Here is a 16,014-nt window from a genome sequence, read left to right on the forward strand (position 1 = left end):
GCGATCGTGCGGCGCCCGTCGCATCCACGACGCGGAATGGTGGTGCGCTCAGCCGTCCTGGTAGGCGGCGATGTCCTGCTCGGTCAGCAGTTGCCGCAGTTGCGGCATCGAGGCGCGCCGCATCGGCTTCTCGTCCACCTGCGACAGCGGCGCCTGGCGCAGCGCGTCGTAGGGCAGTACGGTCAGGTCGAAGGTCAGTTCCTCGGCGGCGAACAGCCACACCGGGAAGTCCTCGCTGCGCTCGCGGTCCAGGCGCAGGCGGCGGCTGCGCAGCTCGGCCGGGATCCGGTGTTCTTCGAGGAAGCGCGCCACCGCCTCGGCGTCGTCGCTGTGCAGGTGCAGCTGCACCGGGCTGTTGGCATCGGCGGTGCCGTCGTGCACCGGTCCGGCCAGCCGTGGCGCGAACGCATGCAGGAAGTCCATCGCGCGCAGCGCCGCCTCGCGCCGCCTTCGCAGTTCGCCGGCATGGTCCGGACCGGCGAACAGCCGCTGGTACTCGCGCAGCGCGTCCTCGATCTCGCTGTTGCGCGGCAGCGAGGCGTCGTCATGGATGCCGAGCCGCTCGGCGGCCTTGAGCTTGGCCTGGTGGAAATCGCGGATGCCGCCTTCAGCCATCAGCCGGGCGGCTTCGTGCGCCAGTCGGCGACGGCGTTCGTGCGTGCGGGTCCGGGCATGTTGCCGAGCGTGGTGCATGGTGCGCCTCCCCTCAAAGCCTGCCCCGACTGTACCGCAGCCTTGCGAAATTCAGGTGTAGCGGCGGTGTCGCGTGAGCCAGTGTCCGCCGGGCGAGGCGCGCCCGGCGGACGTGCCCCCGGCGAGCGCCGGGGGCGGGGGAAGCGGAGTGATCAGAAGATGTCGAACGCGGCGTCGTCGGTCTTCTGGTCCTGCAGGCTTTCGTCGAACTGCTGGATGCGGTCCATGTCCTCGGTCTTGACCCATTCCGTGGCGCCGTTGAGGCTGACCTGGACCATGCCGCCCGGCGGATCGTTGCGGGCGATCGGCTGGTCCTTCAGCGCGACCCGCATGTAGTCGATCCAGATCGGCAGCGCGGCCTTGCCGCCGTACTCGCGGTAGCCGAGCGAGCGGTAGTCGTCGCGGCCGACCCACACCGTGGTCACGTAGGGGCCGCCGAAGCCGGAGAACCAGGCGTCGCGATGGTCGTTGGTGGAACCGGTCTTGCCGCCCACGTCCTCGCGGCCGAGCACCTTGGCCGCGGCGCCGGTGCCGCGCTGGACCACGTCGCGCATCATCGACACCAATTGATAGGCGGTGCGCTCGTCGATGGCGCGCGGCGCCACCTTGGCCTCGGGATCGGTGGCCGGGGCCTTTTCGTCCGCGGCTGGCGCGGTGGTCGCGGCCGGCTTGGCCGCCGGCGGCGGCGTGGCCGCGCCGAAGTTGAAGCCGTCGACCACCTGGCTGACCGGCGCCGTGTTGCCGCCGACGCTGCCGCAGCTGCGGCAGGCAGTCAGCGGGTGCTCCTGGAACAGGACATTGCCGTCGCGGTCGGTGACCTTGTCGATGATCCAGGTGTTGACCAGCGAGCCGCCGTTGGCGAACACGGTGTAACCGCGCGCCACCGACAGCGGAGTCAGCGAAGCGGTACCCAGCGACATCGACAGGTTCGGCGGCAGTTCGGCTTCCTGGAAGCCGAACTGGCTGATGTACTTGCGTGCGAAGTCCACGCCGATGGCGTCCAGCAGGCGCACCGAGACCAGGTTGCGCGACTGCACCAGCGCCTCGCGCAGGCGCATCGGGCCGCGGAAGCCGCCGCCGTCGTTCTGCGGCGACCAGGTCTTGCCGCGGCGGTCGCGGAACACCACCGGCGCGTCGAGCACGATCGAGGCCGGGTTGAAGCCCTTTTCGAACGAGGCCGCGTACAGGAACGGCTTGAAGCTGGAACCCGGCTGGCGGCGCGCCTGGGTGGCGCGGTTGAACTTGTTGCCGGCATAGCTGAAGCCGCCGACCATGGCGCGCAGCGCGCCGTTGTGGGCGTCCAGCGACACCAGCGCGGCCTGGCCGCGCGGGATCTGGGTGATCTCCCATTCGCCCGGCTTGTCGCCGGCCTGGATACGCACCAGGTCGCCGCGCTTGAGCAGGGTGGCCGGGCTGCGCCCGGTCCAGCGGCTGGCGGCCACCGGTAGCACCAGCTCGGTCTTGTTGGGGAGCACCACGGTGGCGCTGCCGTCGCTGCCGGTGCTGGCGACGATGCTCGGCAGCATCCCGCCCTGCGCGTAGACGCCGCTCAGGTGGCTGGCCAGTGCGGCCGCATCGGCGTTGGCGGGCAGGTCGAAATGCTTCTCGACGCCATGCCAGCCGTGGCGGCGGTCATAGACGACCAGGCCCTGGCGCACCGCATGGTTGGCGGCGGTCTGCAGGGTCGAATCGATGCTGGTGTAGACGTGGTAGCCCTTGTCCAGCACGTCGCCGCCGAAGCGCGCGATCATCTCCTGGCGCACCAGTTCGGCGACGTACGGGGCCTCGACCTCGACCGGGCGCTCGTGCGGCGCGGCGTGCATCGGCACCGCCTTGGCCGCCTCGGCCTCGGCCGGGGTGATGAAGCCCAGGGCGGCCATGCGGCTGAGCACATAGTTGTCGCGGCGCTGCTTGGCGCGCTCCGGGTTGCTGATCGGGTTGCCGCTGGAGGGGAACTTGGGGATGCCGGCCAGCGAGGCCATCTCGTCCAGGCTCAGCTCGTTGAGCTTCTTGCCGTAGTAGTACTCGGCGGCGGCGGCGATGCCGTAGGCGCGGTTGCCGAAGAAACTCTTGTTGAGGTACAGCTCGAAGATCTGGTCCTTGGTCAGCTCGGCCTCGATCTTGCGCGCCAGCAGGATCTCCGCCAGCTTGCGGGTATAGCTGTATTCCGAGCTAAGGAAGAACTGGCGGGCGACCTGCTGGGTGATGGTGGAGCCGCCCGGCACGCGCTTGTCGTTGGTGGTGGCCAGCAGCCACACCGCGCGGGCGATGCCCTTGTAGTCGACCCCGCCGTGCTCGTAGAAGCGGGCGTCCTCGGTGGCCAGGAAGGCTTGCTTGAGCCGCTCCGGCACGTCCTTCATGGTGATGGGGTAGCGCCGGGTCTCGCCGAACAGCGCCATCAGCTTGCCGTCGCTGGAGTAGACGTACATGGGCTCCTGCAGTTCGACCTTGCGCAGGGTCTGCACGTCCGGGAGCTTGGAGGAGACGACGTAGTAGAGCCCGCCTGCCACGGCGGCGCCGACCAGGCCAAGGAGGACCAACATGACCAGCGCCCAGCGCAGCCAACGACGAAAACGGGGCATCGCGAGAGATTCCGATTGCAGATTTCTTGGGCGCAGAGTATAGAGTACGCCGGGGAACGGCTGGGGCCGGTTCCGGGGATGCGACGGGTTTGCTGCCGCAGGTCGTGCCGTGACACGGATCGCGGCATGCAACCGGGCGGTTGCCAATTGCAAAAAATTTGTTATTAATGCGCTGGCGCAACATTGGCGTCCAAGTGCCCGCCGGCAGGGGAAAATCCGTGGGGCTTATCCCAAAGAGTCAGCAACCGCTGATCGGCATCGACATCAGCTCGACTGCGGTCAAGCTGCTGCAGCTTTCGCGTAACGGCAACCGGTTCCGTGTCGAGCATTACGCCGTCGAACCCTTGCCGCCCAATGCCGTGGTCGAAAAGAACATCGTCGAGGTCGAGGCGGTGGGCGAGGCGATCCGCCGCGCCGTGACCCGTTCCGGCACCCGCGCCAAGCATGCCGCGGCCGCCGTGGCCGGTTCGGCGGTGATCACCAAGGTGATCCCGATGCCGGCCGAGCTGGACGAGAGCGAACTGGAAGCCCAGGTCGAGCTGGAGGCGGTGAACTACATCCCGTACCCGATCGACGAAGTGAACCTGGATTTCGAGGTGCTGGGCGTCATCCCCAACAACCCCGAGATGGTGCAGGTGCTGCTGGCCGCCTCGCGCTCGGAGAACGTGGAACTGCGCCAGTCGGCCCTTGAACTCGGCGGCCTGGTGGCCAAGGTGATGGACGTGGAGGCCTTCGCGGTCGAGAACGCCTTCGCGCTGGTGGCCAGCGAATTGCCGGTGGCCGCCGACGGCATCGTCGCCCTGGTCGACATCGGCGCCACCATGACCACCCTCAACGTCCTGCGCGGCGGGCGTAGCCTGTACAGCCGCGAGCAGGTGTTCGGCGGCAAGCAGCTGACCGACGAAGTGATGCGCCGCTACGGGCTCACCTACGAGGAAGCCGGCATGGCCAAGCGCCAGGGCGGGCTGCCGGAGAGCTACGAGGTCGAGGTGCTGGAACCGTTCAAGGAAGCCACGGTGCAGCAGATCAGCCGCCTGCTGCAGTTCTTCTACGCCGGCAGCGAATTCAACCGGGTCGATCACATCGTCCTGGCCGGCGGCTGCGCCGCCCTGGCCGGGTTGCCGGAGATGGTGGAGGAGCAACTCGGCGTCGCCACGGTGGTCGCCAATCCGTTGGCGCAGATGACCCTGGGGCCGAAGGTCCAGGCGCACGCGCTGGCCCAGGATGCGCCGGCGCTGATGATCGCCACCGGCCTGGCGCTGAGGAGCTTCGACTGATGGCGAAGATCAATCTGCTGCCCTGGCGGGCGGAACGGCGCAAGCAGCGCGAACGCGAGTTCTACTCGATGCTGGGCCTGGCCGCATTCGCCGGGGTGCTGCTGGCCGGGCTGATCTGGTTCTACTACGACCTGCAGATCAGCGGCCAGAACGAGCGCAACGCGTATCTGCAGACCGAGATCGAGAAGGTCCAGGCGCAGAACAAGGAAATCGACACCCTCGACGAGAAGAAGCGGCGGCTGCTGGCGCGCAAGCAGGTCATCGAGGAACTGCAGGCCAAGCGCTCGCAGATGGTGCATCTGTTCGACTCGCTGGTGCGGACCATCCCCGACGGGGTGGTGCTGACCTCGGTGAAGCAGGAAGGCGACATGCTGACCCTGGAAGGTCGCTCGCAGTCCAACGCGCGAGTCAGTACCTACATGCGCAACCTCGAAGGCTCGGGCTGGATGACCAATCCGGAGCTGACGGTGATCGAGGCCAAGGCCCAGGAGAAGGAAGCCAAGGGCCCGATCCTCGACACCAAGGCGCTGCCGTACGTGTTCACGCTGCGGGTCAAGCTGCCGGTGCCGGGCGAGAGCACCGATCCGGCGGCCGCCGGCACGGCGCCGGGCGGTGCCGCCACGCCCGCAACCCCTGGCGCAGCCCCCGCGGGCGGCACGCCTGGCACGTCGATGCCTGCGCAGGCACCAGGCGCAGCACCTGCGGCCGTACCTGCCCCCGGCAGCGCTGCCGCCCCGGCCCCGGCCACTCCGCCGGCACCCGCCGCCAAGCCAGCGCAACAGGGACCGGCGTCATGAGCAAGAAATTCAACATCAAAGAGCTGGATTTCAACAACATCGGCAACTGGCCGCAGCAGGCCAAGATCGTGTTCTGCGTGCTGGTGACGCTGTTCATCCTGATCCTGTCCTGGTTCCTGCTGATCAGCAGCAAGAGCGACGAGCTGCAGGCGTTGGAACAGAAGGAAACCGAGTTGCGCGCCTCCTTCGAGAAGGAGCAGAGCCGTGCGGTCAACCTGCAGCCGCTCAAGCAGCAACTGGTGCAGATGGAGCAGGTGCTGCAGCAGATGCTGCGACAGCTGCCGAGCAAGACCGAGATGCCCGACCTGATCATCGACATCTCGCAGACCGCGCTGTCCAGCGGCCTGACCAACGAGTTGTTCCAGCCGGGTCCGGAGTCGCCGAAGGAGTTCTACGCGGAGAAGCCGATCGCCTTGCGCATGGTCGGCAGCTACCACCAGTTCGGCGCCTTCGTCAGCGGCGTGGCGTCGCTGCCACGGGTGGTGATCCTGACCATGCACGACATCAACCTGAAACCGCGCGACAAGAGCAACGGCATCACCGCGCGCGGCGAGCTGGAACTGTCCGGTACGGTCAAGACCTATCGCTACCTGGACGACAAGGAAATGGAAGAGCAGGAGCAGGCCGCCAAGAAGGCGGGCAAGCAAGGCGGTGGCGCATGAGCCGGCAGCAGCGGATGGTCAGGATGCTCGTTGCGGGCGCATTGGCGTTGGTGCTTGGCGCGTGCGGCCGCACCATCACCAGCACGCCGGGCGATGCGCCGAACCTGGAGAACTGGGTGAAGGAAGTGCGCGCGCGACCGGCGCAGCCGCTGGAGCCGTTGCCGGTGATGCAGCAGTTCGAGACCTTCGAATATGCGGCGCAGGGCCTGCGCGATCCGTTCAGCGATGCCTGGGCCAATCCCGATGGCAGCAGCGGTCTGCGCCCGGATCCGAACCGCCGCAAGGAACCGCTGGAGCAGTTCCCGCTGGACAGCCTCAACATGGTCGGCACGCTGGGTAGCGGCGCGGGTCAGGTCGCGCTGGTGATGGCGCCGGACAAGGTGACCTACCGCGTGCGTCCGGGCGTGTACATGGGGCAGAGCGATGGCCGCGTGACCGGGGTGCACGAGGATCGCATCGATTTGATTGAACTGGTGCCGGATGGCGCCGGCGGCTGGTTGGAACGTCCCGCCTCCGTCGCGCTGGACGATCAATGATTGATTATGGGGATAGCACGATGACTTTTTCCAAAGCCCTGAGCCTGCGCCCCATCCGGCGTCATGCGACGATGCGGCTATGCGCGTTGGGGTTGGCGGCACTACTCGGGAATGCGGTCGTCGCCAGCGCGGCGCCGGCCGCCGCGCCTGCTGTCACGCCCGCCGCACCCGCGGCGGCGCCGGCCAAGCTCACGGTGTCGAAGATCGACTTCAAGCGCGGCGACGGCGGTGCGGGGCGGCTGATCCTGTCCTTCAACGGCAACGGCGCCAGTCCTGACCTGCGTACCCAGGGCAACAGCGTCGTGGTCGACGTCGGTAACGCCATGCTGCCGCCTGAGCTGCAGCACCCGCTCAACGTCACCGATTTCGCCACGCCGGTGCAGCGCATCGATGCCAAGCCCTACGCGGGCGGCGCGCAGTTGGTGCTGAACACCAATGGCGCATTCGAATCGCTGGCCTACCAGTCGGGCAACGAGTACGTGGTCGAGATCACCCCGCGCGCCGCCGCGCCGGCGGTGGGCGCCGTCACCGCGACCACGGTCAGCCAGGCCGCCGCGCAGGTGGCCGAGCGCGGCTACAGCGGCAAGCCGGTGACCTTCAACTTCCAGGACGTGCCGGTGCGCACGGTGCTGCAGCTGATCGCCGAGGAATCCAATCTCAACATCGTCGCCTCCGACACCGTGCAGGGCAGCGTCACCCTGCGCCTGGTCAATGTGCCGTGGGACCAGGCGCTGGACATCGTGCTGCGCGCCAAGGGCCTGGACAAGCGCCGCGACGGCAAGGTGATCTGGGTCGCGCCGCAGCAGGAACTGGCCAAGTTCGAGCAGGACAAGGAAGACGCGCGCATCGCGATCGAGAACCGCGAGGACCTGATCACCGACTATGTGCAGATCAACTACCACAGCGCCACGGCGATCTTCAAGGCGCTGACTGAGGCCAAGGGCATCGGTGGTGGCGGTGGCGGTGGTGGCAGTGGCGGCTCGGGTGGCAGCGGCAGCAGCCAGAACGACAACGGCTTCCTGTCGCCACGCGGGCGCCTCGTCGCCGACGAGCGCACCAACACGCTGATGATCAGCGATATCCCGAAGAAGGTCGCGCAGATGCGCGAGCTGATCAACGTGATCGACCGGCCGGTCGACCAGGTGCTGATCGAGGGCCGCATCGTTATCGCCACCGACACCTTCGCCCGCGACCTGGGCGCGCGCTTCGGCATTGCCGGCCGCCGGCAGTACGGCGGCAATACCGGCGTGGTCAGCGGCAACCTGGCCAACAACACGTCGATCATCAACAACAACGTGCACAACATCCCCGGCGGCCTGAACTTCAACATGCCGGCTGGGACCTTCACCACCGGGACGCCCGGCGCCATCGCCTACACCTTGCTGGGCGCCAACTTTTCGTTGGACATGGAGTTGTCGGCGCTGCAGGAAGAAGGCCGGGGTGAGGTGATCTCCAATCCGCGCATCGTGACCTCCAACCAGCGCGAGGCGGTGATCCGGCAGGGCAAGGAAATCGGCTACGTCACGGTCACCGGCGGTACCGGCGGCACCGCCGCCACCCCGAACGTGCAGTTCAAGGAAGTGCTGCTGGAACTGAAGGTGACGCCGACCATCACCGACGACAACCGCATCTTCTTGAACATGAACGTCAAGAAGGACGAGGTGGAGCGCTACGTCACCCTGCCGCTGTACGGCACCGTTCCGGAAATCAATCGCCGCGAAATCAATACCGCGGTGCTGGTCGAAGACGGGCAGACCGTGGTGATCGGCGGCGTCTACGAGTTCAGCGATCGCAGCAGCATCTCCAAGGTGCCGTTCCTGGGGGACATCCCGTTCCTGGGCAACCTGTTCAAGCAGCGTGGTCGCAGCAAGAGCAAGGCAGAGTTGCTGATCTTCGTGACCCCGAAGGTGATGCGCGTAGCCAAGCGCGCGCCGGGCTGAGCCGCTGCGGACAGGCGGGATCTTCCGACGGGAGAGGCGCAGGCCTCTCCCGTCGCCGTTTGCGGCCATGGATGAGGAAACCCTGAATTCGCGGCCTGGAGCCTCGGCCAGACGCGGAACCATTTTCACCGGCGATCGGTCAGACTGCGCAAATGAACACTCCATCCCCGACCCCCGATTCCCCGCTGGCCGCGCCCGAGCAGCAGCGCCTGCACGCCGCGTTCGTCGCACTGCGCGACGGCCTGTCCCAGACCATCGTCGGCCAGTCGGCGCTGGTGGAGCGCTTGCTGATCGCGCTGCTCGCCGACGGCCATCTGCTGGTCGAAGGCGCGCCCGGCCTGGCCAAGACCACGGCGATTCGCGCCCTGGCCTCACGCCTGGAGGCCGACTTCGCCCGCGTGCAGTTCACGCCCGACCTGCTCCCGGCCGACCTCACCGGCACCGAAGTGTGGCGTCCGCAGGAAAGCCGCTTCGAGTTCCTGCCTGGGCCGATCTTCCATCCGATCCTGCTCGCCGACGAAATCAATCGTGCACCGGCCAAGGTGCAATCGGCGCTGCTCGAAGCGATGGGCGAGCGTCAGGTCACCGTTGGCCGGCATACCTATGCGCTGCCGAAGCTGTTCCTGGTGATGGCGACGCAGAACCCGATCGAGCAGGAAGGCACCTTCCCGCTGCCGGAGGCGCAACTGGACCGGTTCCTGATGCACGTGCGGATCGGCTATCCGGAAGCGGCAGCGGAAGCGGAGATCCTGCGCTTGGCGCGCGAACGCGCGCGCGAGACGCTGGAGGCGGGCGAGGCGCCGCCGCCGCGCATGCCGCTGGACGACGTGTTCGCGGCGCGACGCGCGGTGCTGGCGCTGCACATGGCGCCGCCGCTGGAGCGCTATCTGATCGAACTGGTGCTGGCCTCGCGCGATGCCAGCGGCTACGACGCCGCGTTGGCGCGGCGCATTGCTTGGGGCGCGAGCCCGCGCGGCTCGATCGCGCTGGAGCGTTGCGCGCGCGCCCGGGCATGGCTGGCCGGACGCGACTTCGTCACGCCCGACGACGTGCGCGCGGTCGCCGCCGATGTACTGCGCCACCGCGTGCTGCCCAGCTACGAAGCCACCGCCGAAGGCTGGGACGGCGATCGCCTGGTCGCGGCGCTGCTGGACAAGGTGCCGCCGCCGTGACCGGACGCGGCCAAGCACGGCTGTTGCCCGCCGCCCGCCTGCGCGCGGAGTAACGAGCATGGCACCGCAGCCGACCGCGCCGGGCATGCCGCACGCCGCCGCGCCGGCCGAGGCGGGGATCCGTCCCAGCCTGGCCGAGTTGGTGGCCCTGCGTGCCGCCGTTGCGCGTATCCCGCCACCGCGCCGCGGCCGCCATGGCCTCAGCGGCGCTGCGCCGTCGCCCATGCGCGGGCGCGGCATGGAGTACGCCGAATCGCGCGAGTATGTGGCGGGCGACGACGTCCGCCACATCGACTGGCGGCTCACCGCGCGCAGCGGCCGCACCCACACAAAATTGTTCCAGGCCGAGCGCGAACGGCTCAGCCTGATCGTTGCCGACACCGCGCCGTCGTTGTATTTCGGCACCCGCGTCCGCTTCAAGTCGGTGCAGGCGGCGCGTGCCGGGGCGGTCGCCGCGTGGGCGGCGCAGCGCCAGGGCGATCGCCTGGCCGCCTTGCGCGGCAGCCGCAGCGAAGCACCGGTGCCGCCCGCCTCCGGACCGCGCGGCGTCCTGCGCGTGCTGGATGCGCTGACGCGCTGGTATGCGCAGCCGCCGCAGGACGACGCCGGCCTGGGCATGGCCCTGGATCACGCGGCCAAGCTGTTGCGCCCGGGGTCGCGCCTGACCGTGCTGGCCGACCCGGCCAGCGCGCAGGCCGTGCCCGCGGCGCGCTGGGCTGCGCTGGCACTGCACAACGAAGTGGAGCTGCTGCTGCTCGCCGATCCGCTGGAAGTGCAGCCGCCGCGCGCGGCCCTGCCGTTCTGGGCGAGCGGCCGCCGCGTGGAAGTGGATCTGCTGGCGAGCACCGCACAACAGCGCTGGCGCGCGCAGTTCGTGCAGCCGTTGGAAACCCTGGCCGCGGAACTGCCGGGCCGCGGCGTGCAGGTGCGGGTGTTGCTGAGCGATGCGTCCAGCGAGTCGTGGTTGCTGCCGGTGCAACGGGGCGCGACGGTATGAGCCCGCAACAACTGCCCCTGCGCGATGTGCATCTGCCGCCGGCACCGGCCTGGTGGCCGCCCGCGCCGGGCTGGTGGATGCTGGCGGTGGTGTTGCTGCTGGCGATCGGCGCGGCGCTGTTCGTGTGGATGCGCCGGCGCCAGCGCGTGCAGCGTTGGCAGCGCCAGTTCGACGCGGCAACGCGCACGGGCGAACCGCCGGCGCAGGTGGCCGCGGTCTCGGAGCTGTTGCGGCGTGCGGCACAACGCCGCGATCCGGCCGCTGCGGCCTTGCAGGGCGAGGACTGGCTGCGGTTCCTGGATGGCGGCGACAAGCGCCAGGATTTCTCCACCGGCCCCGGCCGTGTGCTGCTCGATGGCGGCTACCGGCCCAGCGTGGACCCGGCGCAGGTGCAGGCGCTGCTGCCGCTGGCGCGGCGCCGGTTCCTGGCGTTGATGGCGGCGCGGCGCGGAGGACGGCGATGAGTCTGTTGCCGTCGTCGTGGCAGAGCCTCAGCGATCTGGTGGCCGGCTTCGCCTGGCCCTGGATGTGGCTGGCCATGCCGCTGCCCTTGCTGGCCAATCTGCTGCTGCCGGCGCGGCGCGGCAATGCGCCGGCCTTGCGCGTGCCCTATGGCGAGCGCCTGCAGGCCGTGGCCGCCGCCCCGGCGCGTGGCGGGTTGTGGCGCGCCAGCGTCTGGCTGGCCTGGCTGGCATGGTTCTGCCTGTGTGCCGCCGCGGCGCGACCGCTGCAACTTGGCGAACCCATCGCGCCGCCGCAGCAGGCGCGGCAGTTGATGCTGGCGGTGGATCTGTCCGGCAGCATGAGCGAGCCGGACATGACCCTGGGCGGGCGCGTCGTCGATCGCCTGACCGCGGCCAAGGCGGTGCTGGCCGACTTCCTCGACCGCCGCGACGGCGACCGCATCGGCTTGCTGGTGTTCGGCCAGCAGGCGTATGCGCTGACGCCGTTGACCGCGGACCTTGCCACGGTGCGCGACCAGTTGCGCGACAGCGTGGTCGGCCTGGCCGGCCGCGAGACCGCGCTGGGCGATGCGATCGCGCTGGCGGTCAAGCGCCTGCGCGAGCAGCAGCAGGGCGAGCGGGTGTTGATCGTGCTCACCGACGGCGTCAACACCGCCGGCGTGCTCGATCCGCTGAAGGCCGCCGAACTGGCCAAGGCCGAACACGTGCGCGTGTACACCATCGCCTTCGGCGGCGATGGCGGCATGTCGCTGTTCGGCCTGCCGATTCCCGGCAGCGGCGGCGGCGACCAGGTCGACGAGGACACGCTGCGCAAGATCGCGCAGGACACCGGCGGTCGCTTCTTCCGCGCCCGCGATACCGCCGAACTGGCCTCGATCTACGCCGAGCTGGACCGGCTCGAACCGGTGCGTTCGGCCGGTCCGGCGGTGCGGCCGCGGATCGAGCGCTACGCCTGGCCGTTGGCTGCGGCGCTGGCGCTGGCCCTGCTGTCCTTCATCTGGCCCTGGAGGCGGCAATGACCCGCATGATGGAGTTCCTCCAGGCCCTGCACCTGCTGCGCCCTGAGTGGCTGTGGGCACTGCTGTTGCTGCCGTTGCTGGGCTGGAGCTGGTGGCGCCGGCGTCGCCGCCGCGACATCTGGCGGCGCACGGTGGACCCGCATCTGCTGCCGCACCTGTTGGCACGTGGCGACGCCAAGGGCAATGCCGGCCTGCTGGTGGGCGCGTTGGGCTATGTGCTGGCTGTGCTGGCGCTGGCCGGGCCGAGCTGGCGCCAGGAACAGCAGCCGCTGTGGCAGGCGCGCACGCCGTTGGTGATCGCGCTGGACCTGTCCGCGCAGATCGACGCGCGCGATCTGCCGCCGTCGCGGCTATTGCAGGCGCGGGCCAAGCTGGCGCGCTTGCTGCACGAGCGCGCCGGCGGCGAAGTCGCCTTGCTCGCGTATGCCGGCGAGCCATACACGGTGGCGCCGCTGACCGACGATGCGGCGAACGTCGGCCTGTTCCTCGACGCCTTGACGCCGCAGGTGATGCCGGTGCCGGGACAGCGTACCGACCTGGCGATCGACTGGGCGGCGCAGTTGTTGCGTCAGGCCGGCTTCTCCCGCGGCGACATCCTGGTGCTCAGCGATCAGGCCGACGCACAAGCGCAGCAGGCGGCGGCGCGTGCGGCCGGGCAGGGGTATCACGTTTCAGCGCTGGGGCTGGGCACTGCGCAGGGTGCTGCGTACCGCGACGACCAGGGCCGGCTGGCGCACGCGCAACTGGATGCGGGTTCGCTGCGTGCGTTGGCGACGGCCGGCGCCGGACGCTATGCCGCGTTGACGCCCGACGATGCGGATCTGCGCGCGCTGGGCGTGCTGCGGCCCCAGGAAGAAGAGGCGACGGCGGCCGACGAAAGCCATGGCCGCGTGTGGCTCGATCAAGGCTATTGGTTGCTGCCGCCGCTGATGCTGCTGGCATTGCTCGCGTTCCGCCGCCGTGGTGGCGCCGCGGTGCTGCTGCTGGTGTTGGCGCCGCTGGCGATGCCGCTACCGGTTCATGCGCAGGCACCGGCAGCGCCGCAGGCACAGACGCCGGCGCCCGGCCCTGTCGCAGGCGGGTGGTGGGAACGTGCCGACCAGGTCCGCCAGCAACGGCTGGACGCGGGCGTGCAGGCCTACCGCAAGGGCGATTTCGCCGCCGCACAACAGCAGTTCGAAGGCATCGACAGCGATGCCGGCTGGTACAACCTCGGCAATGCCCTGGCGCGCCAGGGCCGTTACGACGAGGCGATCGACGCCTATGACAAGGCGCTGAAGCTGCATCCGCAGATGGCCGATGCGATCGCCAACCGCGCTGCGGTGGAGGCGGCACGCAAGCGCCAGTCGTCGCAGAATTCGAAGTCCGGCCAGCAGGGCAAGGACGGCAAGCAGCAAAAGGATGGGCAGCCGCAGAACGGCCAGCAACAGAGCGGTCAACAGCAGAACAGTCAGCAGCAGTCGGGCAAGCAGCAGGACCAGCAGCAGAAGGATCAGCAACAGGGCGGCCAGCAACAGAACGGCCAGCAGGGACGCAATGGCACCAAGGACGCGCAACAGGCGCCGCCGAAACCCGGCGATGCGCAGACGCAACAGCAGGCCGATGCGGCGCAGCGCCAGCAGATGCAGCAGGCGATGGCGCAGCAGGGCGGCGCCGACAAGCAGGCCGCCGAACGTGCCGCTGCCGCCGCGAACGAGACGCCGCAGCAGCGCGAGCAGCGCCAGGCGGTAGAGGCGTGGTTGCGGCGGGTGCCGGACGATCCGGGCAATCTGCTGCGCGCCAAATTCAGGCTGGAACACGAACGCAGGCAGCGGGAACAAGAACCATGACCCACTTCAAGCGACTCGGCCAGGGGACACGCGTCTTCGCGGCGTTGATGGTAGTGGCCGCGCTGCTGCTGGCGTTGCCGGCGGGCGCCGCCACGCGCGCGTGGCTGGATCGCGACAATGTCGGCGCCGGCGAGGGCGTGACCCTCAACATCGAGACCGACCAGGCGGCGGCGACGCCGGACTACACGCCGCTGCGCGCCGATTTCGCGCTCAGCAACGAGGTCAAGAGCCGGCAGATGCAGATCGTCAATGGCGCGGTCTCGGCGAAGTCCTTGTTCGGGGTGATGCTGACGCCGCGCAACACCGGCACGTTGGAGATTCCGTCGCTGCAGGTCGGCAACGAGCGCACCGCGCCATTGCGGCTGGAGGTGGCTGCGGCCAGTGCCGCGGCGCCGGCCACCACCAATGCCGATGTGCCGGCGCAGGTGGGCAACGCCGACGTGTTCGTGCAGACCGTCGTCGACGACGCACAACCCTACGTGCAGCAGAGCGTGGGCGTGGTGGTGCGGCTGTATCTCGGCGTGCCGCTGAGTTCGGGCGAACTCGACCTGGACGCGCCGGCCGGCGCGTCGCTGCAGCGCGTCGGCGACGACATCCAGAATCGCCGCCAGATCGACGGACGCATGTACACGGTGGTCGAACGGCACTACCTGCTGGTCCCCGAACGCAGCGGTTCGCTGCTGCTGCCGGGCGCGCGTTTCAGTGGCCGCGGTCCCACCGGCTTCTTCGACGACTACTTCGGCCGCGGCGGCGAACTCAATGCGCGCGGCACTGCGCAAACCCTGCAGGTGCGCGCGCAGCCGGCCAACGCGCCGCAGCCGTGGCTGCCGCTGCACGAACTGCGCCTGCGCTACACCGCCACGCCGCAGCGCGCCAAGGCCGGCGAGGCTGCCGACATCGTGGTCGAGGCGACCGCGCGCGGCGCAACCCAGGCGCAGTTCCCCGAGCTGCCCACGCCCAGCGTCGATGGTGCGCAGGTGTTCGCCGAGCCGCCGCAGGTGCAGGAACGCTTCGTCGACGGCGGTCCGCAGGTGACCGTCAGCCGTCGCTACTCGATCGTGCCGCAGGCGGCGGGCCCGTTGCTGGTGCGTGGCCTGCGCATGCCGTGGTGGGACGTCGGCGCCGGCGCCGCGCGCGAGGCCAGCCTGCCGGACCTGACCTTGCAGGTGCAGCCCGGGCAAGGCGTGCCTGCGCCGGCACCGGCCCCGGTCAGTCCCGCGGCGCCGACGCTGAACGTGGTGCCGGCCGACAACGCGGTGGCGCCGACGCACACGTTGCAGGGTTGGCTGGCCTCGTTGTCGCTGTGGATGGGGCTGGCCGCGGGTTTCGCGGTGCTGTGGTTGGCGACCCTGGTCTGGGCCTGGCGTCGCGCGCGCCGCTTGCGCGTCGCCGCCGCATTGCCGGCGACGGCGCCCAACGCTGCGCCTGGCGCGACGTCGGCGCCCGTGAATCCACGCGCCGCGCTGCCGGAGTTGCGCAAGGCCCTGGACAGCGGCGGACTGGACGAGGTCGCGGCGATCCTGTGCGCGCAGGCTGGCGTCGCCGATCTGGATACGGTGGTGCAGCGTCTGGACGATCCGACGCAGCGCGACGCGGTGCTGCGCATGCAACACGCACGCTGGGGCGGTGGTGGCGATGTGGCCGGCGCGCGCGCCGCGTTGCGCCAGGCGTTCTGGGCCGGCCCGCGCTGGCGCACTACGTCGCGCAAGCAGGACAAGGACGAGCTGCCGCCGCTGTATCCGCGCGACGCGTGAAGCGTCCCTCGTCGGCGAGAGCGAACGGCGCCGCGTAGTGCGTGCGTCAAGGAGTTGCCGCAAGCTGGCGCTTGGCGACGGATTGGTCCCGGAGAGAAGACAGAGGCGTATTTCCTCCAGCAGCCGTTGCTTCGATGTCGTGGGTCGCAAGATGTGCGTGGCCGAGGCGTCTTTGCCTGTGTCGAGGGTGCGAGGGTGGCCCGATCCGCGCCCGGCTCAGCAAGACCTGTCTGGGTAGGGCGTGACGCGGTCGCGCTGGCATGTACGGAGAAAGAAAGGGGGCGAAGCGTGT

The 16,014-nt window shown here is 69.5% G+C and carries 13 protein-coding genes; 11 read left to right on the top strand and 2 right to left on the bottom strand.

What is annotated here, in order from left to right; translation table 11 throughout:
- Window positions 1-48: 48 nt before the first annotated feature.
- Window positions 49-693 carry a hypothetical protein gene (locus QN245_RS04990; RefSeq protein WP_160965387.1) on the bottom strand — a complete coding sequence of 215 codons (645 nt, stop codon included), beginning with the start codon at window positions 691-693 and terminating at the stop codon, window positions 49-51.
- 152 nt (window positions 694-845) lie between these two features.
- A complete protein-coding gene (locus QN245_RS04995; protein WP_317844708.1) occupies window positions 846-3,275 on the bottom strand; it encodes a penicillin-binding protein 1A in 2,430 nt (809 codons plus the stop codon).
- A gap of 218 nt (window positions 3,276-3,493) precedes the next feature.
- Between QN245_RS04995 and QN245_RS05000 the strand changes: the two genes are divergently transcribed.
- The 11 genes from QN245_RS05000 to QN245_RS05050 all read left to right on the top strand — a co-directional run bounded on the left by QN245_RS05000 (window position 3,494) and on the right by QN245_RS05050 (window position 15,722).
- The gene (locus QN245_RS05000; RefSeq protein ID WP_017908825.1) at window positions 3,494-4,552 is read left to right on the top strand and encodes a pilus assembly protein PilM; all 1,059 of its coding nucleotides are present in this window, start codon (window positions 3,494-3,496) and stop codon (window positions 4,550-4,552) included.
- Window positions 4,552-5,349, top strand: a complete 798-nt coding sequence (locus QN245_RS05005) for a PilN domain-containing protein (RefSeq protein ID WP_160965389.1) — start codon at window positions 4,552-4,554, stop codon at window positions 5,347-5,349. Before QN245_RS05000 ends, QN245_RS05005 begins: the two co-directional genes overlap by 1 nt.
- Complete coding sequence (locus QN245_RS05010) at window positions 5,346-6,011, top strand: type IV pilus inner membrane component PilO (protein ID WP_160965390.1); 666 nt, start codon at window positions 5,346-5,348, stop codon at window positions 6,009-6,011. Before QN245_RS05005 ends, QN245_RS05010 begins: the two co-directional genes overlap by 4 nt.
- A 14-nt stretch (window positions 6,012-6,025) precedes the next feature.
- A complete protein-coding gene (locus tag QN245_RS05015) occupies window positions 6,026-6,547 on the top strand; it encodes a pilus assembly protein PilP (protein WP_425612943.1) in 522 nt (173 codons plus the stop codon).
- A gap of 20 nt (window positions 6,548-6,567) precedes the next feature.
- A complete protein-coding gene (locus QN245_RS05020; RefSeq protein ID WP_184645341.1) occupies window positions 6,568-8,487 on the top strand; it encodes a type IV pilus secretin PilQ in 1,920 nt (639 codons plus the stop codon).
- 152 nt (window positions 8,488-8,639) lie between these two features.
- A complete protein-coding gene (locus QN245_RS05025; protein ID WP_317844709.1) occupies window positions 8,640-9,659 on the top strand; it encodes an AAA family ATPase in 1,020 nt (339 codons plus the stop codon).
- A gap of 58 nt (window positions 9,660-9,717) precedes the next feature.
- A complete protein-coding gene (locus QN245_RS05030; protein ID WP_317844710.1) occupies window positions 9,718-10,656 on the top strand; it encodes a DUF58 domain-containing protein in 939 nt (312 codons plus the stop codon).
- Window positions 10,653-11,120 carry a DUF4381 domain-containing protein gene (locus tag QN245_RS05035; RefSeq protein ID WP_317844711.1) on the top strand — a complete coding sequence of 156 codons (468 nt, stop codon included), beginning with the start codon at window positions 10,653-10,655 and terminating at the stop codon, window positions 11,118-11,120. The genes QN245_RS05030 and QN245_RS05035 overlap by 4 nt, the downstream gene beginning before the upstream one ends.
- A complete protein-coding gene (locus tag QN245_RS05040; RefSeq protein ID WP_317844712.1) occupies window positions 11,117-12,139 on the top strand; it encodes a vWA domain-containing protein in 1,023 nt (340 codons plus the stop codon). The genes QN245_RS05035 and QN245_RS05040 overlap by 4 nt, the downstream gene beginning before the upstream one ends.
- Window positions 12,136-13,968 (top strand): tetratricopeptide repeat protein, encoded by a 1,833-nt coding sequence (locus QN245_RS05045; RefSeq protein ID WP_317844713.1) that lies wholly within the window; start codon window positions 12,136-12,138, stop codon window positions 13,966-13,968. The genes QN245_RS05040 and QN245_RS05045 overlap by 4 nt, the downstream gene beginning before the upstream one ends.
- Window positions 13,965-15,722 (top strand): BatD family protein, encoded by a 1,758-nt coding sequence (locus tag QN245_RS05050; RefSeq protein ID WP_425612914.1) that lies wholly within the window; start codon window positions 13,965-13,967, stop codon window positions 15,720-15,722. The genes QN245_RS05045 and QN245_RS05050 overlap by 4 nt, the downstream gene beginning before the upstream one ends.
- Window positions 15,723-16,014: the final 292 nt, after the last annotated feature.

Origin of the sequence: Xanthomonas rydalmerensis (assembly GCF_033170385.1) — a bacterium.
Lineage (GTDB): Bacteria > Pseudomonadota > Gammaproteobacteria > Xanthomonadales > Xanthomonadaceae > Xanthomonas_A > Xanthomonas_A rydalmerensis.